Source organism: Flavobacterium sp. GT3R68 (assembly GCF_007109225.1).
GTDB lineage: Bacteria > Bacteroidota > Bacteroidia > Flavobacteriales > Flavobacteriaceae > Flavobacterium.
On sequence record NZ_VJZK01000002.1, the window covers coordinates 364,927 to 384,323 of the forward strand.

The 19,397-nt window shown below is 38.0% G+C and carries 32 protein-coding genes; 1 reads left to right on the forward strand and 31 read right to left on the reverse strand.

Translation table 11 applies throughout. From position 1 onward, the window contains the following. Window positions 1-134 precede the first annotated feature (134 nt). Window positions 135-764 (forward strand): MarC family NAAT transporter, encoded by a 630-nt coding sequence (locus tag FNW07_RS06000; RefSeq protein ID WP_126743924.1) that lies wholly within the window; start codon window positions 135-137, stop codon window positions 762-764. Between the two features lie 34 nt (window positions 765-798). Here the strand turns inward: FNW07_RS06000 and ctlX are convergent, their stop codons facing one another. From ctlX to rplW, 31 genes are all read right to left on the reverse strand, one after another. Continuing rightward, the gene (gene ctlX / locus FNW07_RS06005) at window positions 799-1,743 is read right to left on the reverse strand and encodes a citrulline utilization hydrolase CtlX (RefSeq protein ID WP_126743925.1); all 945 of its coding nucleotides are present in this window, start codon (window positions 1,741-1,743) and stop codon (window positions 799-801) included. A gap of 3 nt (window positions 1,744-1,746) precedes the next feature. Then, a complete protein-coding gene (locus FNW07_RS06010) occupies window positions 1,747-2,700 on the reverse strand; it encodes an arginase (protein WP_126743926.1) in 954 nt (317 codons plus the stop codon). 129 nt (window positions 2,701-2,829) lie between these two features. Further along, the gene (locus FNW07_RS06015; protein ID WP_126743927.1) at window positions 2,830-4,113 is read right to left on the reverse strand and encodes a citrate synthase; all 1,284 of its coding nucleotides are present in this window, start codon (window positions 4,111-4,113) and stop codon (window positions 2,830-2,832) included. A gap of 171 nt (window positions 4,114-4,284) precedes the next feature. Further along, on the reverse strand, window positions 4,285-5,577 hold the full coding sequence (gene eno / locus FNW07_RS06020) for a phosphopyruvate hydratase (RefSeq protein WP_126743928.1): 1,293 nt from the start codon (window positions 5,575-5,577) through the stop codon (window positions 4,285-4,287). 21 nt (window positions 5,578-5,598) lie between these two features. Beyond that, window positions 5,599-6,708 carry a glutamine-hydrolyzing carbamoyl-phosphate synthase small subunit gene (gene carA / locus FNW07_RS06025; RefSeq protein ID WP_126743929.1) on the reverse strand — a complete coding sequence of 370 codons (1,110 nt, stop codon included), beginning with the start codon at window positions 6,706-6,708 and terminating at the stop codon, window positions 5,599-5,601. Window positions 6,709-7,024: 316 nt separating this feature from the next. Next, entirely contained in the window at window positions 7,025-7,513 is a 489-nt protein-coding gene (rplQ, locus tag FNW07_RS06030) for a 50S ribosomal protein L17 (RefSeq protein WP_126743930.1), read from the reverse strand. 62 nt (window positions 7,514-7,575) lie between these two features. After that, window positions 7,576-8,568, reverse strand: a complete 993-nt coding sequence (locus tag FNW07_RS06035) for a DNA-directed RNA polymerase subunit alpha (protein WP_126743931.1) — start codon at window positions 8,566-8,568, stop codon at window positions 7,576-7,578. Window positions 8,569-8,590: 22 nt separating this feature from the next. Then, window positions 8,591-9,196 (reverse strand): 30S ribosomal protein S4, encoded by a 606-nt coding sequence (gene rpsD, locus FNW07_RS06040; protein ID WP_126745300.1) that lies wholly within the window; start codon window positions 9,194-9,196, stop codon window positions 8,591-8,593. An 88-nt stretch (window positions 9,197-9,284) separates the two neighbouring features. Then, entirely contained in the window at window positions 9,285-9,668 is a 384-nt protein-coding gene (rpsK, locus tag FNW07_RS06045; RefSeq protein ID WP_108776509.1) for a 30S ribosomal protein S11, read from the reverse strand. Window positions 9,669-9,676: 8 nt separating this feature from the next. After that, a complete protein-coding gene (gene rpsM, locus FNW07_RS06050; protein WP_126745301.1) occupies window positions 9,677-10,051 on the reverse strand; it encodes a 30S ribosomal protein S13 in 375 nt (124 codons plus the stop codon). A gap of 2 nt (window positions 10,052-10,053) precedes the next feature. Next, on the reverse strand, window positions 10,054-10,170 hold the full coding sequence (gene ykgO, locus FNW07_RS06055; RefSeq protein ID WP_108736932.1) for a type B 50S ribosomal protein L36: 117 nt from the start codon (window positions 10,168-10,170) through the stop codon (window positions 10,054-10,056). Window positions 10,171-10,182: 12 nt separating this feature from the next. Continuing rightward, window positions 10,183-10,398: a translation initiation factor IF-1 gene (gene infA, locus FNW07_RS06060; RefSeq protein WP_007136545.1), complete on the reverse strand. Its 216-nt coding sequence runs from the start codon at window positions 10,396-10,398 to the stop codon at window positions 10,183-10,185. Window positions 10,399-10,401: 3 nt separating this feature from the next. Continuing rightward, entirely contained in the window at window positions 10,402-11,748 is a 1,347-nt protein-coding gene (secY, locus tag FNW07_RS06065) for a preprotein translocase subunit SecY (RefSeq protein ID WP_126745302.1), read from the reverse strand. 10 nt (window positions 11,749-11,758) lie between these two features. Then, a complete protein-coding gene (rplO, locus tag FNW07_RS06070; RefSeq protein WP_126745303.1) occupies window positions 11,759-12,211 on the reverse strand; it encodes a 50S ribosomal protein L15 in 453 nt (150 codons plus the stop codon). A gap of 11 nt (window positions 12,212-12,222) precedes the next feature. Further along, complete coding sequence (rpmD, locus tag FNW07_RS06075; RefSeq protein WP_126745304.1) at window positions 12,223-12,405, reverse strand: 50S ribosomal protein L30; 183 nt, start codon at window positions 12,403-12,405, stop codon at window positions 12,223-12,225. 12 nt (window positions 12,406-12,417) lie between these two features. Then, window positions 12,418-12,945 (reverse strand): 30S ribosomal protein S5, encoded by a 528-nt coding sequence (gene rpsE / locus FNW07_RS06080; protein WP_035668102.1) that lies wholly within the window; start codon window positions 12,943-12,945, stop codon window positions 12,418-12,420. Between the two features lie 6 nt (window positions 12,946-12,951). Next, window positions 12,952-13,302 (reverse strand): 50S ribosomal protein L18, encoded by a 351-nt coding sequence (rplR, locus tag FNW07_RS06085; protein WP_126745305.1) that lies wholly within the window; start codon window positions 13,300-13,302, stop codon window positions 12,952-12,954. An 11-nt stretch (window positions 13,303-13,313) separates the two neighbouring features. After that, window positions 13,314-13,856, reverse strand: coding sequence for a 50S ribosomal protein L6 (gene rplF, locus FNW07_RS06090; RefSeq protein ID WP_126745306.1), 543 nt, complete (start codon window positions 13,854-13,856; stop codon window positions 13,314-13,316). A gap of 18 nt (window positions 13,857-13,874) precedes the next feature. Next, window positions 13,875-14,273 carry a 30S ribosomal protein S8 gene (gene rpsH, locus FNW07_RS06095; RefSeq protein WP_126745307.1) on the reverse strand — a complete coding sequence of 133 codons (399 nt, stop codon included), beginning with the start codon at window positions 14,271-14,273 and terminating at the stop codon, window positions 13,875-13,877. Window positions 14,274-14,347: 74 nt separating this feature from the next. Further along, window positions 14,348-14,617 (reverse strand): 30S ribosomal protein S14, encoded by a 270-nt coding sequence (rpsN, locus tag FNW07_RS06100; RefSeq protein WP_126745308.1) that lies wholly within the window; start codon window positions 14,615-14,617, stop codon window positions 14,348-14,350. A 3-nt stretch (window positions 14,618-14,620) separates the two neighbouring features. Next, entirely contained in the window at window positions 14,621-15,172 is a 552-nt protein-coding gene (rplE, locus tag FNW07_RS06105) for a 50S ribosomal protein L5 (RefSeq protein WP_126745309.1), read from the reverse strand. A gap of 2 nt (window positions 15,173-15,174) precedes the next feature. After that, window positions 15,175-15,489: a 50S ribosomal protein L24 gene (gene rplX, locus FNW07_RS06110; RefSeq protein WP_126745310.1), complete on the reverse strand. Its 315-nt coding sequence runs from the start codon at window positions 15,487-15,489 to the stop codon at window positions 15,175-15,177. A gap of 11 nt (window positions 15,490-15,500) precedes the next feature. Then, window positions 15,501-15,869, reverse strand: coding sequence for a 50S ribosomal protein L14 (gene rplN, locus FNW07_RS06115; protein WP_026717863.1), 369 nt, complete (start codon window positions 15,867-15,869; stop codon window positions 15,501-15,503). A gap of 2 nt (window positions 15,870-15,871) precedes the next feature. Further along, window positions 15,872-16,132: a 30S ribosomal protein S17 gene (rpsQ, locus tag FNW07_RS06120; RefSeq protein ID WP_126745359.1), complete on the reverse strand. Its 261-nt coding sequence runs from the start codon at window positions 16,130-16,132 to the stop codon at window positions 15,872-15,874. A gap of 17 nt (window positions 16,133-16,149) precedes the next feature. Next, on the reverse strand, window positions 16,150-16,341 hold the full coding sequence (rpmC, locus tag FNW07_RS06125; RefSeq protein ID WP_047774317.1) for a 50S ribosomal protein L29: 192 nt from the start codon (window positions 16,339-16,341) through the stop codon (window positions 16,150-16,152). Window positions 16,342-16,354: 13 nt separating this feature from the next. Next, a complete protein-coding gene (gene rplP / locus FNW07_RS06130) occupies window positions 16,355-16,780 on the reverse strand; it encodes a 50S ribosomal protein L16 (RefSeq protein ID WP_007803637.1) in 426 nt (141 codons plus the stop codon). A gap of 19 nt (window positions 16,781-16,799) precedes the next feature. Beyond that, window positions 16,800-17,561, reverse strand: a complete 762-nt coding sequence (gene rpsC / locus FNW07_RS06135) for a 30S ribosomal protein S3 (RefSeq protein WP_144265614.1) — start codon at window positions 17,559-17,561, stop codon at window positions 16,800-16,802. 2 nt (window positions 17,562-17,563) lie between these two features. Beyond that, on the reverse strand, window positions 17,564-17,977 hold the full coding sequence (gene rplV, locus FNW07_RS06140) for a 50S ribosomal protein L22 (protein WP_144265615.1): 414 nt from the start codon (window positions 17,975-17,977) through the stop codon (window positions 17,564-17,566). Between the two features lie 6 nt (window positions 17,978-17,983). Further along, the gene (gene rpsS, locus FNW07_RS06145) at window positions 17,984-18,262 is read right to left on the reverse strand and encodes a 30S ribosomal protein S19 (RefSeq protein WP_144265616.1); all 279 of its coding nucleotides are present in this window, start codon (window positions 18,260-18,262) and stop codon (window positions 17,984-17,986) included. A 6-nt stretch (window positions 18,263-18,268) separates the two neighbouring features. Next, window positions 18,269-19,093 carry a 50S ribosomal protein L2 gene (rplB, locus tag FNW07_RS06150; RefSeq protein WP_144265617.1) on the reverse strand — a complete coding sequence of 275 codons (825 nt, stop codon included), beginning with the start codon at window positions 19,091-19,093 and terminating at the stop codon, window positions 18,269-18,271. A 9-nt stretch (window positions 19,094-19,102) separates the two neighbouring features. After that, entirely contained in the window at window positions 19,103-19,393 is a 291-nt protein-coding gene (gene rplW / locus FNW07_RS06155) for a 50S ribosomal protein L23 (protein ID WP_126745354.1), read from the reverse strand. Window positions 19,394-19,397 lie beyond the last annotated feature (4 nt).

Here is a 19,397-nt window from a genome sequence, read left to right on the forward strand (position 1 = left end):
TTTTCAATTAAAATCAATATCTTTCGTTAGCAGAAGCTTAAATAAAAGGATAAAAGAATGCTTTTATAGTAACCTTTTCTTAATCACAAGCGTATCACGGAGCCTATCTAAACCAACTAATTTTGTAAAAAAACATGGAGCTTTTTATTTACTTATTCGCGGCACTTTTTTCAGTTTTGAACCCTATTGGAACCGTCCCTATTTTCGTTGGTCTTACCCAGCATGATGATAAAAGAGAACGTTCAAGGATTTCCTTATGGACCGCGATTAATGTCTGCATCATTTTGATTATTTCTTTTTTCGTGGGTGAATATGTCTTGTCCTTCTTCGGAATCAGTATTGAAGCGTTACGAATTGCGGGCGGAATAGTAATTGCCACTTCCGGATTCTCCCTACTGACAGGTAAATTCAACAAAAAAAGAGGAGTGGGTAAAAAAGTGGAAAGCGATGCGCAGAAAAGAAATGATATAGCACTGACTCCCCTTGCCATTCCAATGCTTGCCGGACCCGGATCTATTTCTTTGTTGATTGCTTTTTATCATGAACATCATACCACACCAGAAGTGGTGGTATCTATGTTGGCGATTATTGCCGTTGCCGTTGCCATTTTCATCATCCTCAGAAGTGCTCATTATTTAGCCAAAATACTGGGAGCTTCCGGAATTGTGGCAATCTCGAGAATAGTAGGTTTTATTGTCATCGCTATCGGAGTACAATACATTATCAGTTCGCTGATTATAATCGTCAAAGGAAATATGTTATAAAAAAAAGAGGCTGCCTTTCGGGCAGCCTCTTTTTTTATACTTCTTCTTCCAAAGGAAGGAAAATCTCGGCCATCATACATCGGGCGCTACCGCCTCCGCAGGCTTCTATGGTGTCCAGGCTGGAGCTCACGATAGTGACGTGCTCTTCCAGTTGGGCAATTTGCTTTTTAGTCAGGCTTTTATATGCTGAAGTACTCATTACCAAATATCTTCGGTCATCGGCACCTTTTACTTCCAACATATTGCCTGCAAAATTATCAAGTTGGTCTTCGGTTATCAGGACTACTTCTTTATCATCACCTTTCAAACTGTCGAGAACCATTTTGCGCTCTTTTTTGTCATCGATACAATCAGCACAAATAACGGCATAGGTTTCCCCAATACACATCATTACGTTGGTATGGTAAATCGGTTTTCTTTCCCCATTTACAGTATGGAATGCTTCAAAAATCACCGGATTCATGTCGAAATCTTCACAGAATTCGATGAATAATTCTTCGTCTGCTCTCGGAGATAAGGCACAGTAGGCTTTCCCATTGTCACGGTCCAGTACAATACTTCCGGTTCCTTCCAGATAATAGCCGTCGCTTTCAGCGGAACTGTAATCGACCAGGTTTTCGATATGGAATCCGTTATCCTCCAAAATGTCCAAAATATCCTCACGGCGTTCCTTTCGGCGATTCTCGGCAAACATCGGATACAGTCCAACATCACCATTTTCGTGGAATGAAATCCAGTTGTTCGGAAAGACGCTATCCGGGGTATCGGGATCTGCAGTATCCTCAACAACAATTACGTTAACACCCACAGCACGTAGTTTGTCAACGAACGCATCAAATTCCTGTTGCGCTTTTGCGTTGACTGTCGCGGGTAACAATCCGTCAATAACCTTTTGATAGTAATTATTTACAGTCGTTTGTTCGTTCATCCGGAAAGCCACCGGGCGAATCATCAAGATGGAGTTGGTCGTTTGATTCACAGTTTATTTTTTTAAGGTCTTAGTAATTTCTTCAACGATATCAAATGTTATTTCTGCCATTTTATTTTCTTTTTCATCCAGACAAGGATTGACTTCTACTACTTCTATGCAGACCGTTTTCGGGTTATTCGCTAGGGAGATTAAAATTTCTTTTGCTTCCTCCGGCTTCAAACCATTTTTAACCGGTGTCCCTGTTCCGTAGGAAGTTAGGTCGGGATCCATGGAATCTACATCGAAAGATACATAGATAATATCGCAATCTTTTAATTTTTCTTCGATAATTGGCATCATCGCCTGAACACTTTTTTGGCGGATTTCGGCAACATCAATTTTTTGAATGCCCAAACGGTCCAAGATGCGATTTTCCTGATCTTCGGTATCGCGGACGGCGATGTAAACGATGTCTTCAGGTTTTATTTTTGGAGCACTATTACCTATGGATTTGAGTTGATTCCACAGCGAAATTGTTTCGGCATCCACATCATTCCTTTTACATTCGATATTATCTTCATTTAATGCTGTCGCCAAAGGCATTCCGTGCATATTTCCGGAAGGGGTTGTGTATGGTGTATGAATATCAGCATGCGCATCTATCCAAATGACACCCAATCTTTTTTGGGGAAATGCAGTTTTGATTCCCGCTATCGTCCCTCCTGCCGAACCGTGATCTGCTGCTAATACAATCGGAAAAGAATGGTTGTTTAAAATTCCGGATACTGAACTGTTGAGCTCTTTATATACGCTTACTAATCCATCGATTCGTTTTGCAAATCGAAATGAGGTGGATTGATCTAAAAAGTAATTGACATTTTGAAGTTGCTGAACTTCATTTTCCCCAAAAATAGGACTTTCATTTTTTCGGGCTGCTGCTATTATGGCTTCCGGCCCTAAAGAGGCGCCCCGGGTACCGGCAGTAATTTCAGATTTGTTTATTAAAAAAATAACATTTTTACTCATAAAATATTGATTTGGGATGTATCTTCTTCTCACATCTACATCTGAAGAATGGTTGATATAAGCAAATATAAAAAAAGCTTCTCGAATAGGAGAAGCTTTCTTTTATTATTAAATGGAATAATTGATATTTTATCTATTATCCATTGGTTTAAAATCTCTTAAGGCATACCCTGTGTAGACTTGTCTTGGGCGACCGATTGGCTCTTTGTTGACACGCATTTCTTTCCATTGTGCAATCCAGCCCGGTAAACGTCCGATGGCAAATAATACGGTAAACATATCCGTTGGAATTCCGAGTGCACGGTAAATAATTCCGGAATAGAAATCCACGTTCGGATATAACTTTCTGGAAACGAAGTATTCGTCTACCAAGGCAGACTCTTCCAGTTTTTTGGCAATGGCCAAGATTGGATCGTCTACTCCTAATGTGGCCAATACTTCATCAGCTGCTTTTTTGATGATTTTTGCTCTTGGGTCAAAGTTTTTATATACTCGGTGTCCGAATCCCATCAAACGGAACGGATCATCCTTATCTTTTGCTTTGGCTAAATATTTATCAGCGTCACCACCATTTTTCTGGATTTCTTCCAACATTTCCAAAACCGCCTGGTTTGCTCCACCATGCAATGGTCCCCAAAGTGCAGAAACACCGGCTGAGATAGAAGCGAATAATCCAGCGTGGGAAGAACCTACCATTCTTACCGTAGAGGTAGAACAGTTTTGTTCGTGATCTCCGTGAAGGATGAATAATTTATCTAATGCATCGATTACCGTTGGGTTTGGCTTGTATGGTTCTGTTGGCAATTCGAACATCAATCGCATAAAGTTCTCCACATACCCTTTGGTATTATCGTAATAATTCAGTGGGAAGCCCATGCTTTTTCTGTAGGTCCAAGTTGCAATTACCAGAAATTTACCCATAGTTTTACAAACGGCCTCATACATTTCTTTTTCATTATCAACATTTACCGATTTAGGGTTGAATGCTGTTAACGCACTTGTCAGACAAGACAAAACTCCCATTGGGTGGGCGTTTTTAGGAAAACCATCAATGATGTTTTTCATTTCCTCATTTACAAGCGTATATTTTCGAATATCGGTTTCAAATCTTTCTAATTCAGTCTTGCTTGGCAATTCTCCGAAAATCAACAAATAAGATACTTCAAGAAAACCTGCCTTATCTGCTAAATCTTCAATTGAATAGCCTCTGTAACGTAAAATACCTTCTTCTCCATCAAGAAAGGTAATTTCACTTTTACATGAACCTGAATTTTTATAACCCGGATCAATGGTGATCGCTCCAGATAAATCACGTAGTTTGTTTATATCGATAGCAACCTCATTTTCGCTTCCTACTATTACCGGAAACTCATACTTCTTACCATCTAATTCTAATATTGCTGTTTTTGACATAATATGTTCGGGGATTTTAATGTATTGGAATTATAATTTAACAAATCTAAGGAATTCCATAGTAATTAAAAAATGAAAATCGCATTGATATCATTAATTATCATCAAAAAATAACAAAAAAACCAATGATGAACATTGGCTTTTTGATTTATAACAGAATAGCTGTAAAAACTATTTGATTTTGAATGCTCTTTGAGCAGGAAAATAAGCAACATCGCCCAATTCCTCTTCAATACGAAGCAACTGATTGTACTTGGCCATACGGTCAGAACGGGAAGCCGAACCGGTTTTGATTTGGCCACAGTTCAACGCCACCGCTAAATCAGCAATGGTGTAATCTTCGGTTTCTCCGGAACGATGAGACATTACCGATGTATATCCGGCATTGTGCGCCATGTTTACGGCAGCGATTGTTTCGGTCAACGTACCGATTTGGTTTACTTTAACCAAAATGGAATTGGCAGTATTTTCTTTGATTCCTTTAGACAGACGCTCTACATTGGTCACGAACAAATCGTCACCCACCAATTGTACTTTGTTTCCGATTTTGTCAGTCAGGTATTTCCAGCCTGCCCAATCATCTTCCTGCATTCCATCTTCAATAGAGATTATTGGATATTTGGAAGCTAATTCTGCTAAATAATCCGCTTGTTCTTCTGAAGTTCTGATTTTTCCATTAGAGCCTTCAAATTTAGTATAATCGTATTTTCCGTTTACATAAAATTCAGAGGCGGCACAGTCTAACGCAATCATGATTTCATCACCGAACTTATAACCTGCGCTTTCCACTGCTTTCTTAATGGATTCAATGGCATCTTCGGTACCTCCGACAAGATTTGGTGCAAAACCGCCTTCGTCACCTACCGCAGTTGAAAGTCCTCTGTCATGCAACCCTTTCTTCAAATGATGAAAGATTTCCGTTCCCATTTGCATTGCCTCAGAGAATGTTTTTGCCTTAACGGGCATAATCATGAATTCCTGAAACGCAATCGGCGCATCAGAATGCGATCCTCCATTGATGATATTCATCATCGGAACCGGTAAGGTATTGGCAGAAACACCACCAATGTAACGATACAACGGCAATCCTAATTCATTGGCAGCAGCTTTGGCGACAGCCAAAGAAACCCCTAAAATAGCGTTTGCACCTAAATTGGATTTATTAGGTGTACCGTCCAATTGAATCATCATTTGGTCCACCAAATTTTGTTCGAAAACCGAAGTTCCCAATAATTCTTCAGCAATGGTTGTATTTACATTCTCCACGGCTTTCAAAACTCCTTTACCTAAAAAGGCTTTTCCCCCGTCACGTAATTCTACTGCTTCATGTTCTCCGGTAGACGCTCCGGATGGAACCGCTGCTCTTCCCAAAACACCATTTTCAGTAACTACATCTACTTCAATAGTAGGATTTCCTCTGGAATCAAAGATCTGTCTTGCGTGAATTTTGATAATAATACTCATATTGTACAGGTTGTATAGTAATTAGTTTTTTGACTTTTTAATGTTTTCGATAAACTCATCGAACAGATATGAAGCATCATGAGGACCAGGACTGGCTTCCGGGTGGTATTGCACAGAGAAACAATTTTTGTTTTTCATGCGCATTCCCGCTACCGTTCCGTCGTTCAGGTGCAGATGGGTAATTTCGAAATCAGGGTGTTGTTCCAATTCTTCTTTGTTCACTGCAAAACCATGGTTTTGGGAAGTGATTTCGCCTTTGCCCGCTATCAGGTTCATCACCGGGTGATTGATTCCGCGGTGACCATTGAACATTTTGTATGTTGAGATTCCGTGTGCCAATGCGATTACCTGATGGCCTAAACAGATTCCGAATAACGGTTGGTTGTTCTCTAATATCTGAGAAGCAATTTTTTGTGCACCCACTAACGGATCCGGATCTCCGGGACCGTTTGAAAGGAAAAAACCGTCTGGATTAAATCCTGCCAAATCCTCATAGGCTGCATTGTACGGGAAAACTTTGATGTAGCAATCTCTTTTGGCCAAATTACGAAGGATATTTTTCTTGATTCCAAGATCCAGTGCGGCAATTTTATAGGTTGCATTTTCATCGCCTACAAAATAAGGCTCTTTGGTGGATACTTTGGATGCCAATTCCAATCCATTCATATCAGGCACCTCTTTAAGCATTGCTTTCAATTCGTCGATAGATTTACCATCTGTCGAGATTACCGCATTCATCGCGCCGTTATCCCGGATATAGCTAACCAAGGCACGAGTGTCGACATCGGAGATGCAAACCAGATTGTGTTTGGTGAAATAATCTTCCAGACTTCCTGATGCGTCGGGTCTTGAATAATTAAAACTGAAGTTTTTACAAACCAGACCGGATATTTTAATTTCGTCCGCTTCGATTTCATTTTCGTGGACCCCGTAATTTCCGATGTGTGGATTGGTGGCGACCATGATTTGGCCGTAATAGGAAGGATCGGTGAAGATTTCCTGATAGCCTGTCATTCCGGTATTGAAACAAACTTCGCCAAAAGCGGTTCCTTCTATACCGATTGATTTGCCATGAAAAATGGTTCCGTCGCTTAGTAAAAGAATGGCTTTTTTTCTATTTGCGTATTTCATTCGTAGTTATTTTTTTTTACAACGGTCTCATGGAACTCGCCAGGCTCGTTTCATTTGTGTTGTTGTTGTTGTGTTGCGATTGCAAATTTAATTGAATTTGTGGGTTTCTGAAAATTTAATTTCTCGGGAAGCCACAATTTACTCTTTAGCCCTGATGGAAGTGGAAATCCCACGCTTTTTTTGCGTGGATTGCAGCGAACAGCAGGAACAGGATATCTTGAGAAGCCGGAATTTCTGCTCCCAAAAAATGGACAAAAAAAAAGGACAAACTATTAAAAGTTTATCCTTGATTTTTATTGAATAGTGATTTTCATCTTTATTCTGCAGCGTCAGTTGAAGTTTCAGTTTCGGCAGCTGGAGCTTCAGTAGCTTCGTCTGCTTTCTTAGCTTTTCCACCACGACGGCTTTTAGCTTTTTTCACTTCTTTTTTACCACCGTTGTAAAGTTCGTTGAAATCTACCAGTTCGATCATTGCCATATCAGCATTATCTCCCAAACGATTTCCAACTTTGATGATACGAGTGTAACCACCCGGACGATCTCCTACTTTTGCAGCTACGTCTCTGAACAGGTCAGTTACCGCATATTTGCTTCTCAAGTAAGCAAAAACGATACGTCTGTTGTGAGTAGTATCAGCTTTTGATTTTGTTATAAGCGGCTCAACGAATTGTTTAAGCGCTTTTGCTTTAGCGACAGTAGTGTTAATACGTTTGTGCTCGATAAGAGAACAAGCCATATTAGCCAACATAGCTGCTCTATGTCCTTTCTGTCTGCTTAAGTGATTGAATTTTTTTCCGTGTCTCATGACGTATTTTTTTTAACTTCATCTTGCTGCAATCCACCTTGGAGAGCAAATTATGAAGTAATTTATTCTTTATCTAGTTTGTATTTTGCCAAATCCATTCCGAAGGTTAAATTTTTAACTGCTACAAGTTCATCTAGTTCAGTTAACGATTTTTTACCGAAATTACGGAATTTCATCAGGTCATTTTTATTGAATGATACTAAGTCACCTAATGTATCAACTTCAGCCGCTTTCAAACAATTTAATGCTCTCACTGACAAATCCATATCAACAAGCTTAGTTTTAAGCAATTGTCTCATATGCAATGATTCCTCATCGTATGATTCAGTTTGTGCAATTTCGTCAGCCTCAAGTGTAATTCTTTCGTCAGAAAACAACATGAAATGGTGAATCAAAACTTTGGCAGCTTCAGTAAGGGCATCTTTAGGATTGATTGAACCGTCAGTTTTTATTTCAAAAACCAATTTTTCATAATCTGTTTTTTGCTCTACACGGAAGTTTTCAATAGCATACTTAACGTTTTTTACCGGAGTAAAGATCGAGTCAGTAAATATTGTTCCAATTGCTGCATTCTGTTTTTTGTTTTCCTCTGCAGGAACATAACCTCTACCTTTTTCAATGGTCAATTCGAAATTCAAATTGATTTTAGGGTCTAAATTACAGATAACCAGTTCTGGGTTCAGAACTTGGAAACCTGAGATAAACTTTTGAAAATCACCAGCAGTAAGTTGATCTTTACCTGTAACAGAAATCGTAACCGATTCATTATCCACATCTTCGATCTGACGTTTGAAACGTACTTGTTTAAGATTAAGGATAATTTCTGTAACATCTTCAACAACTCCTGAGATAGTAGAAAATTCATGATCTACACCTTCGATACGAACCGATGTGATTGCGTATCCTTCTAAAGCAGAAAGCAAAACTCTTCTAAGTGCATTACCAACTGTCAATCCGTAACCAGGTTCTAAAGGTCTAAATTCGAATTTACCTTCAAAATCGGTTGAATCGATCATGATAACTTTATCGGGCTTCTGAAAATTAAATATTGCCATAAATTTCGACTAATGTCAGTTATTATTTGTTGTACAACTCTACGATTAATTGTTCTTTGATGTTTTCTGGAATTTGCAATCTTGCAGGAACAGAAACAAAAGTACCTTCTTTGATATCGTTATTCCAAGTAATCCACTCATAAACATGACTAGAATTAGATAAAGAACGTTCGATAGCTTCTAATGATTTAGATTTTTCACGAACAGCAACTTTATCACCCGGTCTCAAGTGGTAAGAAGCGATATCCACCACTTCACCGTTTACAGTGATGTGTCTGTGAGAAACCAATTGTCTGGCGCCTCTTCTAGAAGGAGCGATACCCATTCTGAATACTACGTTGTCTAATCTAGCTTCACATAATTGTAAAAGAACTTCACCAGTAACACCTTTAGTAGCTGATGCTTTTTTGAATAAGCCTCTGAATTGTTTTTCTAAAATTCCGTAAGAATATTTAGCTTTTTGCTTTTCCATTAACTGGATTGCGAACTCAGATTTTTTACCTCTTTTTTTAGCCATCCCGTGTTGTCCAGGTGGGTAATTTCTTTTTTCGAAAGATTTGTCATCTCCGAAGATTGCTTCGCCAAATTTACGAGCAATTCTAGTTTTTGGACCAGTATATCTTGCCATTTCTAAAAATTAAATTAAGGTAGAGATTATGAATTCAGGTCATATCCTCCGATAATCTTGTATTCTACCTAGTTATACTTAAATATAATTATACTCTACGTCTTTTCGGAGGACGACATCCGTTGTGTGGCATTGGCGTAACATCGATAATCTCTGTAACTTCAATTCCACCGTTATGCAAAGAACGGATGGCAGACTCACGTCCGTTTCCTGGTCCTTTTACATACACCTTTACTTTTTTAAGTCCTGCTTCCAACGCTACTTTACTACAATCTTCTGCTGCCATCTGAGCTGCATATGGAGTGTTCTTTTTAGAACCTCTAAAGCCCATTTTACCAGCTGAAGACCAAGAAATAACTTCACCTTTTTTGTTTGTCAAAGAAATGATGATGTTGTTAAAAGTTGCACTGATGTGTGCTTCTCCCGTTGATTCAACAATGACTTTACGTTTTTTTGTACTTGCCTTAGCCATACTACTTATTATTTAGTTGCTTTTTTCTTGTTGGCAACAGTTTTTCTCTTACCTTTTCTTGTTCTAGAGTTGTTCTTAGTTCTTTGTCCTCTTAATGGAAGACCAGATCTGTGACGGATACCTCTATAACATCCAATGTCCATAAGACGTTTGATGTTCAAAGAAACTTCTGAACGCAATTCACCTTCAATTTTGAATGTTGATACGGCCTCACGAATTGCTCCGATCTCCTCATCATTCCAATCTTGAACTTTTTTGTCTTGGCTAACTTGAGCTTTTTCTAAAATCTCAATAGCTCTACTTTTTCCTAATCCGAAGATATAGGTTAGTGCAATAACACCTCTCTTATTTTTCGGGATATCTACCCCTGCAATTCTTGCCATAACTATCCTTGTCTTTGTTTAAATCTAGGATTCTTTTTGTTAATTACGTACAATCTCCCTTTTCTTCGCACGATAACGCACTCGGGACTTCTCTTTTTAACTGATGCTCTTACTTTCATTGTGAATAGCCTTTAATATCTATAAGTAATTCTTGCTTTTGACAAATCATAAGGGCTCATTTCCAGTTTCACTTTATCACCAGGTAATAATTTGATATAATGCATACGCATTTTACCGGATATGTGAGCAATTACAATATGTCCATTTTCTAACTCTACACGGAACATCGCATTTGATAATGCTTCAATGATGGATCCGTCTTGTTCTATTGCTGATTGTTTTGCCATATATTAAGCTACTGCTTTTCTATTTTTACCACTCTTCATCAATCCATCATAATGTTTGTTCAACAGATAGGAATTGATTTGTTGAATAGTATCTATTGCAACACCAACCATGATTATTAATGACGTTCCGCCAAAAAACATCGCCCAAGATTGTTGAACATCCATAATACTTACTACAATGGCTGGGAACACAGCAATTAAGGCAAGGAATAAGGAACCTGGGAAAGTAATTAAAGACATCACTTTATCTAAAAAGTCAGATGTTTCAACTCCTGGTCTGATACCCGGAATGAATCCACCGCTTCTCTTTAAATCATCAGCCATTTTATTTGTAGGAACAGTAATGGCAGTATAAAAGAATGTAAAGACAACAATTAATGTTGCGAATACAAAGTTATACCAGAATCCGAACATATTACTGAATGCTCCTGCAATAGAGGTTGAGACATCGGATTTTGACAAACCTGCCAAAGCAGCCGGAATAAACATTATCGCCTGTGCAAAGATAATTGGCATTACACCCGATGCATTAAGCTTTAATGGGATCCATTGTCTGTTTCCACCCATCATATCTTGTTCAAAGTCACCAGAAACTGTTCTTCTGGCGTATTGTACAGGAATTTTACGGATAGCCATTACCAATAAGATACATGCAATAATCACTAACAACCAAACAATGATCTCGATAACCAATAACATTGGTCCACCGTTATTATTGGTAACTCTGGTTGTGAACTCTTGTATGAATGCTTGTGGCAATCTCGCCAAGATACCCACCATAATTAATAGTGAAATACCGTTTCCGATTCCTTTATCAGTAATTTTTTCTCCTAACCACATGGCAAAAATTGTCCCTGTAACTAAAATGATCACTGATGAGAATAAGAATGAGAAAGAATCAAATCCTAATAAAAAGGCGCTGCTTGGTAATGTTCTATATAAGTTATAGATATAACCCGGCCCTTGTACCAGAGTAATCACGATAGTTAACCAACGTGTAATCTGATTAATTTTCTTTCTTCCACTTTCACCATCACTTTGTAGTTTTTGCAGATAAGGAACCGCGATTCCCATCAACTGTACTACAATAGATGCTGAGATGTAAGGCATGATACCTAAAGCAAAAACCGAAGCTTTTGAAAAAGCACCACCCGTGAACATGTCAAGAATTGAACCAATACCATTTTTTGTTTGACCGGCTAAACTATGTAATTGCGTAGCGTCAATACCTGGTAGAGTAACATGAGCTCCAAAACGATAAACCAAAAGAAGACCCAAAGTAATTAGGATTCTATTTTTCAGTTCCTCGATTTTCCAAACATTAATAAGTGATTCAATAAATTTCTTCATCGTAGAAAAATTATATTGTTACGGCTTCTCCACCAGCAGCCTCAATAGCGGCTTTTGCAGTAGCAGTAAATTTGTGAGCGGTTACCTTTAATTTAGCTGTCAATTCTCCTCTACCTAAAATCTTAACGATTTCATTTTTGGTAGCCAAACGGTTTGAAACAAACACTGTCATATCAACAGTATCGGTGATCATTCCATTATCAACTAATAATTGAAGCGTATCAAGGTTAACACCTTCGTAATTCTTACGATTGATGTTTGTGAAACCAAACTTAGGCACACGTCTTTGAAGTGGCATTTGCCCTCCCTCAAAACCAATCTTTTTAGAATAACCAGAACGAGATTTTGCTCCTTTGTGACCTCTTGCAGAAGTACCACCTTTTCCAGAACCTTCTCCTCTACCTAATCTTTTATTTTGATTGTGCGTAGAACCTTCAGCAGGTTGTAAGTTACTTAAATTCATAACAGTATTTGTTATTTAGCTTCCTCTACAGAAACTAAGTGTTTAACTTTGTTTATCATCCCAAGGATTGCAGGATTTGAATCATGCTCTACAACTTGTCCCATTTTCTTAAGACCTAAAGCAAGCAGACCTCTCTTTTGTGTAAGAGGACAGTTGATTTTGCTTCGAACTTGTTTTACTAATAATTTAGCCATAATTTCCTTGAATTAACCTTTAAAAACTTTCTCTAAAGAAACTCCACGTTGTTTTGCAACAGTGTATGCGCTTCTCATTTGTAATAAAGCATCAAAAGTTGCTTTCACTACGTTGTGAGGATTTGATGATCCTTGAGATTTAGACAATACATCGTGAATTCCAACTGATTCAAGAACTGAACGAACAGCTCCACCAGCAATAACTCCTGTACCATGAGAGGCCGGAATTAAGAATACACGTGCACCACCAAATTTACCTTTTTGTTCGTGAGGAACAGACTGACCGTTCAAAGGAATTTTCACAAGATTTTTCTTTGCATCTTCTACTGCTTTCGCAATTGCTTCAGAAACGTCTTTAGATTTTCCCAATCCGTGACCAACCACTCCATTTTCATCACCTACCACTACAATTGCAGAAAAACCGAAAGCTCTACCACCTTTTGTAACTTTAGTAACACGATTAACACTTACCAGACGATCTTTTAATTCAAGACCACTTGGTTTTACTAGCTCTACATTCTTGTATTTACTATTAGACATACTATATTAGAATTTAAGTCCAGCCGCTCTCGCGCCTTCTGCTAATGATTGAATACGACCGTGATACAAATAACCTCCTCTATCGAAAGTTACTGCATCAATCCCGGCTTTTAACGCTTTTTCACCTACAAGTTTTCCAACTGCGTTTGCGATTTCTACGTTAGTACCTTTACCTACTTCTTTTTCTCTTGAAGATGCAGCCAATAAAGTTACTCCATTCACATCATCAATAAGTTGTGCGTAGATTTCTTTATTGCTTCTGAATACAGAAAGTCTTGGTTTAGTAGCAGTACCACTAATAGTCTTTCTAATTCTGAACTTGATTCTCTGTCTTCTATCAGATTTTGTTAATGACATAATCTTATTTTTTAAGCTGATTTACCTGCTTTTCTTCTTAATACTTCACCCACAAATTTAACCCCTTTTCCTTTATAAGGCTCTGGCTTACGGAAACCTCTGATTTTCGCAGCTACCTGTCCTAAAAGTTGTTTGTCGAAAGACGTTAATTTTACAATTGGGTTTTTACCTTTTTCAGATATTGTTTCTAAAACTACTTCAGGAGCAATTTCCAAAACGATATTGTGAGAGAAACCTAAAGCCAAGTCCAATTTCTGTCCTTGATTTGAAGCTCTATAACCTACACCTACTAATTCTAAAGATTTAGTAAAACCTTCTGACACCCCTAAAATCATGTTATTGACTAAAGATCTGTACAGTCCGTGTTTTGCTCTGTGGTCTTTGTGATCAGATGATCTGCTCACAAGAACCTGACCGTCTTCAACTACAACAGTAATGTCCGAAAACTCCTGTGTAAGTTGACCATTTTTTCCTTTTACTGTAATGATACCTTCCTTAACTTCTACAGTTACTCCAGCAGGGATTACAATTGGATTTTTACCTATTCTTGACATCTTATAAGTCTTTTAAAATTAGTATACGTAACAAATTACTTCACCACCTACATTTAATTGTTTCGCTTGTTTTCCGGTCATAAGACCTTTAGACGTTGAAACAATCGCAATTCCTAATCCGTTAAGGATTCTAGGTATTTTAGAAGAACCTGCGTACTTACGTAAACCTGGTTTACTAATTCTTTGGATATCTTTAATTACCGGCTCTTTAGTATCTTTATCATACTTCAAAGCGATTTTGATTGAACCCTGAACAGCGTTGTCCTCAAATTTGTAACTCAAGATATAACCTTGATCAAATAAGATCTTTGTTATTTCTTTTTTTAGATTAGAAGCAGGAATTTCGACAACTTTGTGGTTTGCAGCCACAGCGTTTCTAACTCTTGTCAAATAATCCGCAATAGGATCTGTATACATGTGTATTGATTTGCGGTTATGGTTTTCGAGGGATACTCATCCATCGAACCTTTAACCAATTTATAAATGTTTAATTACCAGCTGGCTTTCTTAACTCCTGGTATCAATCCGTTGTTTGCCATCTCACGAAATGTAACACGTGAAACACCAAATTGACGCATATATCCTCTTGGTCTTCCAGTTAATTTACAACGATTGTGCAAACGAACAGGCGAAGCGTTTTTCGGTAATTTTTGCAAACCTACGAAATCTCCGGCTTCTAACAAAGCTTTTCTTTTCTCAGCATATTTTGCAACCGTTTTTTCTCTCTTCACCTCACGGGCTTTCATTGATTCTTTAGCCATATCTTAATTCTTTTTAAAAGGTAATCCCAGTTCAGCCAATAACGATTTTGCTTCCTTATCTGTTTTCGCAGAAGTAACAAACGTAATATCCATACCAGAAATCTTGTTCACTTTATCAATATCAATTTCAGGGAAAATGATTTGTTCTAAAACTCCTAAGTTATAGTTACCTCTTCCGTCGAAACCAGTAGCTTTGATACCGCTGAAATCTCTAACTCGTGGTAAAGAAGAAGTGATAAGTCTGTCTAAAAACTCATACATTCTTTCTCCACGCAAAGTAACTTTTGCACCAATTGGCATTCCTTTTCTCAATTTGAAAGACGCAACGTCTTTCTTAGAGATAGTAGCAATTGCTTTTTGTCCAGTAATTTTTGTCAACTCTTCCACTGCATAGTCGATAAGTTTCTTGTCAGATACTGCTGCACCAACTCCTTTACTTAACACGATTTTTTCCAATTTTGGAACTTCCATCACGTTTTTGTAACCGAATTCTTCTTTAAGAGCAGAGATTACTCTGTTCTTATATTCATCTTTTAGTCTAGGTATATAAGCCATCACTATAGTACTTGATTAGATTTTTTTGAAAATCTTACTTTTTTATCTCCTTCTACTCTAACTCCTGTTCTTGTAGCTTCCTTAGTTTTAGGATCTATTAGAGACAGGTTAGAAATTTGTATAGGAGCCTCTTTCTTAACGATTCCTCCTTGAGGGCTTTTCGCACTTGGCTTCGTATGTTTTGAAACCATGTTTACGCCTTCAACGATCGCTTTGTTCTTCTCACGGTCAACCTTTACAATTTTCCCTTCAGAACCTTTATGGTCTCCGGTAATCACTCTAACGATATCTCCTGTTTTTATTTTTAGCTTTATCATCTTAAAAATAATTAAAGCACTTCAGGTGCTAATGATACAATTTTCATGAATTGTTTTTCACGAAGTTCTCTTGCTACCGGACCAAAAACACGAGTTCCTCTCATTTCACCAGCAGCGTTCAACAATACGCAAGCGTTATCGTCAAATCTGATGTATGAACCATCGGCTCTTCTCACTTCTTTTTTGGTACGTACAACCACTGCAGTCGAAACAGCTCCTTTTTTAACGCTTCCGTTAGGGGCTGTATCTTTAATTGATACTACAATCTTGTCTCCAACAGAGGCATACCTTCTTTTGGTACCTCCTAAAACACGGATAGTTAAAACTTCTTTAGCTCCTGTGTTATCTGCTACTTTTAGTCTTGATTCTTGTTGTACCATAATTATTTAGCTCTTTCAATGATTTCAACTAACCTCCAACATTTAGTTTTACTCATAGGACGCGTTTCGCTAATCCTTACAGTATCTCCAATGTTACAGTCGTTCGTTTCGTCGTGTGCGTGATACTTTTTAGTTTTCAACACGAACTTACCGTATAATGGGTGTTTTACTTTACGTACTTCTGCAACAACAATAGATTTATCCATTTTGTCCGAAGTAACAACACCAACTCTTTCTTTTCTTAAATTTCTTTTTTCTTCCATCTTTCAGCAGAATACAGTTATTGTAACTCTCTTTTAGTAAGTTCTGTAGCTAATCTGGCAACTGTTCTTCTTACACTTCTAATTTGAAGTGGGTTCTCAATTGGTGAAATAGCGTGAGCCATTTTCAGATCAGCATATGTTTTCTTAGTCTGGCTAAGCTTTTCTTGCAACTCTGCTGCAGAAAGATCTTTTATTTCTGATTGTTTCATAATATAATATAGATTATGCTTCGAAATCTCTAGCAACAACGAATTTCGTTTTCACTGGAAGCTTTTGAGCTGCAAGACGTAACGCCTCTTTTGCAACTGACAAAGGTACTCCTCCAACTTCAAACATAATTCTTCCGGGTTTAACAACAGCAGCCCAATATTCAACGGCTCCTTTTCCTTTACCCATACGTACCTCAAGAGGCTTCTTAGTAATTGGTTTGTCTGGAAATATTTTGATCCATAATTGTCCTTCTCTCTTCATGAAACGAGTTGCAGCGATACGCGCAGCTTCGATTTGACGAGAAGTTAAGAACATTCCATCTTCATGTACAGATTTAATACCAAACATTCCATTAGAAAGTTCATGCCCTCTTTGAGAGTTCCCTTTCATTTTACCCTTTTGTACCTTACGGTATTTTGTTCTTTTAGGCTGTAACATTTTACTTTAGTTTAAAAATTTACTTTCGTTTACGAGCGTCTGGTTTTCCACCTTTATTAAAAGGCTTTCTGTCTCCTCTTGGAGCATCGCCACCTTTACCACCACCAGTACCAGATTGCTTTTTGTCCATTCCGGCAAGTGGAGAAAGATCTCTCTTTCCATAAACTTCACCTTTCATGATCCATACTTTGATACCCATTCTACCATAAGTAGTATGCGCTTCAGCCAAAGCATAGTCAATATCGGCTCTGAAAGTTGATAGAGGAATTCTACCTTCTTTGAAACCCTCTGAACGAGCCATCTCTGCACCATTCAAACGACCAGAAATCAAGACTTTGATACCTTCCGCGTTCATACGCATAGAAGCAGCAATAGCCATTTTGATTGCACGTCTGTAAGAAATCCTGCTTTCGATTTGACGACAGATGCTTGTAGCAACTAGATACGCGTCAAGTTCAGGTCTTTTGATTTCAAAGATGTTGATTTGAACCTCTTTGTCAGTAATTTTCTTAAGTTCTTCCTTCAACTTGTCTACCTCTTGTCCACCTTTTCCAATGATAATTCCTGGTCGGGCTGTAGTGATAGTAACGGTTACAAGTTTCAAAGTTCTCTCGATGATTACTTTTGATACACTAGCTTTTGATAAACGAGCATGGATGTACTTTCTGATTTTATAATCTTCGGCAAGTTTATCACCGTAATCATTTCCACCATACCAGTTTGAGTCCCATCCTCTGATGATACCAAGTCTATTTCCAATTGGATTTGTCTTTTGTCCCATCTTTAGTTTGCTTGTGTGTTATTATTAATAGATCCTAACACGATTGTAACGTGATTAGAACGTTTTCTAATTCTGTGTGCGCGACCTTGTGGAGCTGGACGAAGTCTTTTCAACATCATTCCACCATCTACACGGATCTCTTTTACGAATAAGCCTGCTTCTTCCATATTAGCGTCAGGGTTTTTTGCTTGCCAGTTGGCAATTACAGATAAAACCAATTTCTCTAATTTTCTAGAAGCTTCTTTAGAGCTGAATCTTAAAATATTCAACGCTCTCTCCACTTTCTGACCTCTTACCAAGTCTGCTACTAAACGCATTTTTCTAGGTGAAGTAGGGCAGTTATTCAATTTCGCGAAAGCCAAAGACTTATTAGCCTCTTTTCTCGCATCTGCTGTTTCTCTTTTACGAACTCCCATTGCTTCTTATTTTTTACCTTTATTTTTTGCTCCAGCATGACCTCTAAAAGATCTGGTTGGTGAAAATTCTCCTAATTTGTGACCTACCATGTTTTCTGTTACGTAAACTGGTACAAACTGACGACCGTTATGAACTGCGATTGTTTGTCCAACAAAGTCTGGAGTAATCATCGAAGCTCTAGACCATGTCTTTACTACTCCGTTTTTACCTTTCTCGATGTTTTCCTGAACTTTCTTGTCTAACTTATAATGAACGAAAGGTCCTTTTTTTAATGAACGTGCCATATCTTATTATTTCTTTCTACGTTCTACGATATACTTGTTACTCGGGTTTTTCTTAGAACGAGTTCTATAACCTTTAGCTGGTATTCCATTTCTTGAACGTGGATGTCCACCAGAAGAACGACCTTCACCACCACCCATTGGGTGATCGACAGGGTTCATTGCAACAGGTCTTGTTCTAGGTCTTCTTCCTAACCATCTTGTTCTACCTGCTTTTCCAGATACAACTAATTGGTGGTCAGAATTTGAAACAGCTCCAATTGTAGCCGAACAAGTCAACAAGATCAATCTTGTTTCTCCAGAAGGCATTTTGATTGTTGCGTATTTTCCATCTCTTGCCATTAATTGAGCAAATGTTCCTGCAGAACGAGCAATAACCGCTCCCTGACCTGGACGTAACTCAATACAAGATATAACAGTTCCCAATGGGATTCTGCTTAATGGCAATGTATTACCAATTTCCGGTTGCGCATCAGCACCAGAAACTAATTTCTGACCAACTTGCAATCCGTTTTGAGCAATAATATAAGTTTTCTCACCATCAGCATAAGCTAATAAAGCGATAAACGCAGTACGATTTGGATCGTATTCGATTGATTTCACTGAAGCTGGAATTCCATCTTTAGTTCTTTTGAAATCAATAATACGATATCTCTGCTTGTGACCACCACCCGTATAACGCATGGTCATCTTTCCTTGACTATTTCTACCTCCAGAGTTTTTTATCGGCGCTATCAAAGAGCGTTCCGGCTTATCAGTTGTAATGGCGTCATAACCATTCACAACTCTAAATCGCTGACCTGGGGTAATAGGTTTTAATTTTCTTACTGACATTTTTCTAGTCTAGATATTGTTGTAAAAATCAATTGTTTCTCCTTCTTGTACTTGTACAAACGCTTTCTTAGCAGCATTTGTCTTTCCACTGATTAAACCACTTTTAGTGTATTTTGTAGTTCTATCCGGTCTTACGTTCATCGTATTGACACTTACTATAGTTACTCCGTAAGCAGCCTCAACAGCTTTCTTAATTTGTATCTTGTTAGCTTTCTTGTCTACGAAGAATCCAAAGCGGTTTAAAACTTCACTTTCTTTGGTTACTTTTTCAGTCACTATAGGTTTTATTATAATGCTCATATCC

Bases quoted from the DNA above. Each gene is read 5' to 3' on its own strand.
- FNW07_RS06000 (WP_126743924.1), top strand. From the start codon at position 135: ATGGAGCTTTTTATTTACTTATTCGCGGCACTTTTTTCAGTTTTGAAC.
- FNW07_RS06010 (WP_126743926.1), bottom strand. From the start codon at position 2,700: ATGAGTAAAAATGTTATTTTTTTAATAAACAAATCTGAAATTACTGCC.
- FNW07_RS06015 (WP_126743927.1), bottom strand. From the start codon at position 4,113: ATGTCAAAAACAGCAATATTAGAATTAGATGGTAAGAAGTATGAGTTT.
- eno (WP_126743928.1), bottom strand. From the start codon at position 5,577: ATGAGTATTATTATCAAAATTCACGCAAGACAGATCTTTGATTCCAGA.
- carA (WP_126743929.1), bottom strand. From the start codon at position 6,708: ATGAAATACGCAAATAGAAAAAAAGCCATTCTTTTACTAAGCGACGGA.
- rplQ (WP_126743930.1), bottom strand. From the start codon at position 7,513: ATGAGACACGGAAAAAAATTCAATCACTTAAGCAGACAGAAAGGACAT.
- FNW07_RS06035 (WP_126743931.1), bottom strand. From the start codon at position 8,568: ATGGCAATATTTAATTTTCAGAAGCCCGATAAAGTTATCATGATCGAT.
- rpsD (WP_126745300.1), bottom strand. From the start codon at position 9,196: ATGGCAAGATATACTGGTCCAAAAACTAGAATTGCTCGTAAATTTGGC.
- rpsK (WP_108776509.1), bottom strand. From the start codon at position 9,668: ATGGCTAAGGCAAGTACAAAAAAACGTAAAGTCATTGTTGAATCAACG.
- rpsM (WP_126745301.1), bottom strand. From the start codon at position 10,051: ATGGCAAGAATTGCAGGGGTAGATATCCCGAAAAATAAGAGAGGTGTT.
- ykgO (WP_108736932.1), bottom strand. From the start codon at position 10,170: ATGAAAGTAAGAGCATCAGTTAAAAAGAGAAGTCCCGAGTGCGTTATC.
- infA (WP_007136545.1), bottom strand. From the start codon at position 10,398: ATGGCAAAACAATCAGCAATAGAACAAGACGGATCCATCATTGAAGCA.
- secY (WP_126745302.1), bottom strand. From the start codon at position 11,748: ATGAAGAAATTTATTGAATCACTTATTAATGTTTGGAAAATCGAGGAA.
- rplO (WP_126745303.1), bottom strand. From the start codon at position 12,211: ATGAATTTAAGTAACTTACAACCTGCTGAAGGTTCTACGCACAATCAA.
- rpmD (WP_126745304.1), bottom strand. From the start codon at position 12,405: ATGGCTAAATTATTAGTAAAACAAGTTCGAAGCAAAATCAACTGTCCT.
- rpsE (WP_035668102.1), bottom strand. From the start codon at position 12,945: ATGTCTAATAGTAAATACAAGAATGTAGAGCTAGTAAAACCAAGTGGT.
- rplR (WP_126745305.1), bottom strand. From the start codon at position 13,302: ATGTCATTAACAAAATCTGATAGAAGACAGAGAATCAAGTTCAGAATT.
- rplF (WP_126745306.1), bottom strand. From the start codon at position 13,856: ATGTCAAGAATAGGTAAAAATCCAATTGTAATCCCTGCTGGAGTAACT.
- rpsH (WP_126745307.1), bottom strand. From the start codon at position 14,273: ATGTATACAGATCCTATTGCGGATTATTTGACAAGAGTTAGAAACGCT.
- rpsN (WP_126745308.1), bottom strand. From the start codon at position 14,617: ATGGCTAAAGAATCAATGAAAGCCCGTGAGGTGAAGAGAGAAAAAACG.
- rplE (WP_126745309.1), bottom strand. From the start codon at position 15,172: ATGGCTTATATACCTAGACTAAAAGATGAATATAAGAACAGAGTAATC.
- rplX (WP_126745310.1), bottom strand. From the start codon at position 15,489: ATGATAAAGCTAAAAATAAAAACAGGAGATATCGTTAGAGTGATTACC.
- rplN (WP_026717863.1), bottom strand. From the start codon at position 15,869: ATGGTACAACAAGAATCAAGACTAAAAGTAGCAGATAACACAGGAGCT.
- rpsQ (WP_126745359.1), bottom strand. From the start codon at position 16,132: ATGGAAGAAAAAAGAAATTTAAGAAAAGAAAGAGTTGGTGTTGTTACT.
- rpmC (WP_047774317.1), bottom strand. From the start codon at position 16,341: ATGAAACAATCAGAAATAAAAGATCTTTCTGCAGCAGAGTTGCAAGAA.
- rplP (WP_007803637.1), bottom strand. From the start codon at position 16,780: ATGTTACAGCCTAAAAGAACAAAATACCGTAAGGTACAAAAGGGTAAA.
- rpsC (WP_144265614.1), bottom strand. From the start codon at position 17,561: ATGGGACAAAAGACAAATCCAATTGGAAATAGACTTGGTATCATCAGA.
- rplV (WP_144265615.1), bottom strand. From the start codon at position 17,977: ATGGGAGTTCGTAAAAGAGAAACAGCAGATGCGAGAAAAGAGGCTAAT.
- rpsS (WP_144265616.1), bottom strand. From the start codon at position 18,262: ATGGCACGTTCATTAAAAAAAGGACCTTTCGTTCATTATAAGTTAGAC.
- rplB (WP_144265617.1), bottom strand. From the start codon at position 19,093: ATGTCAGTAAGAAAATTAAAACCTATTACCCCAGGTCAGCGATTTAGA.
- rplW (WP_126745354.1), bottom strand. From the start codon at position 19,393: ATGAGCATTATAATAAAACCTATAGTGACTGAAAAAGTAACCAAAGAA.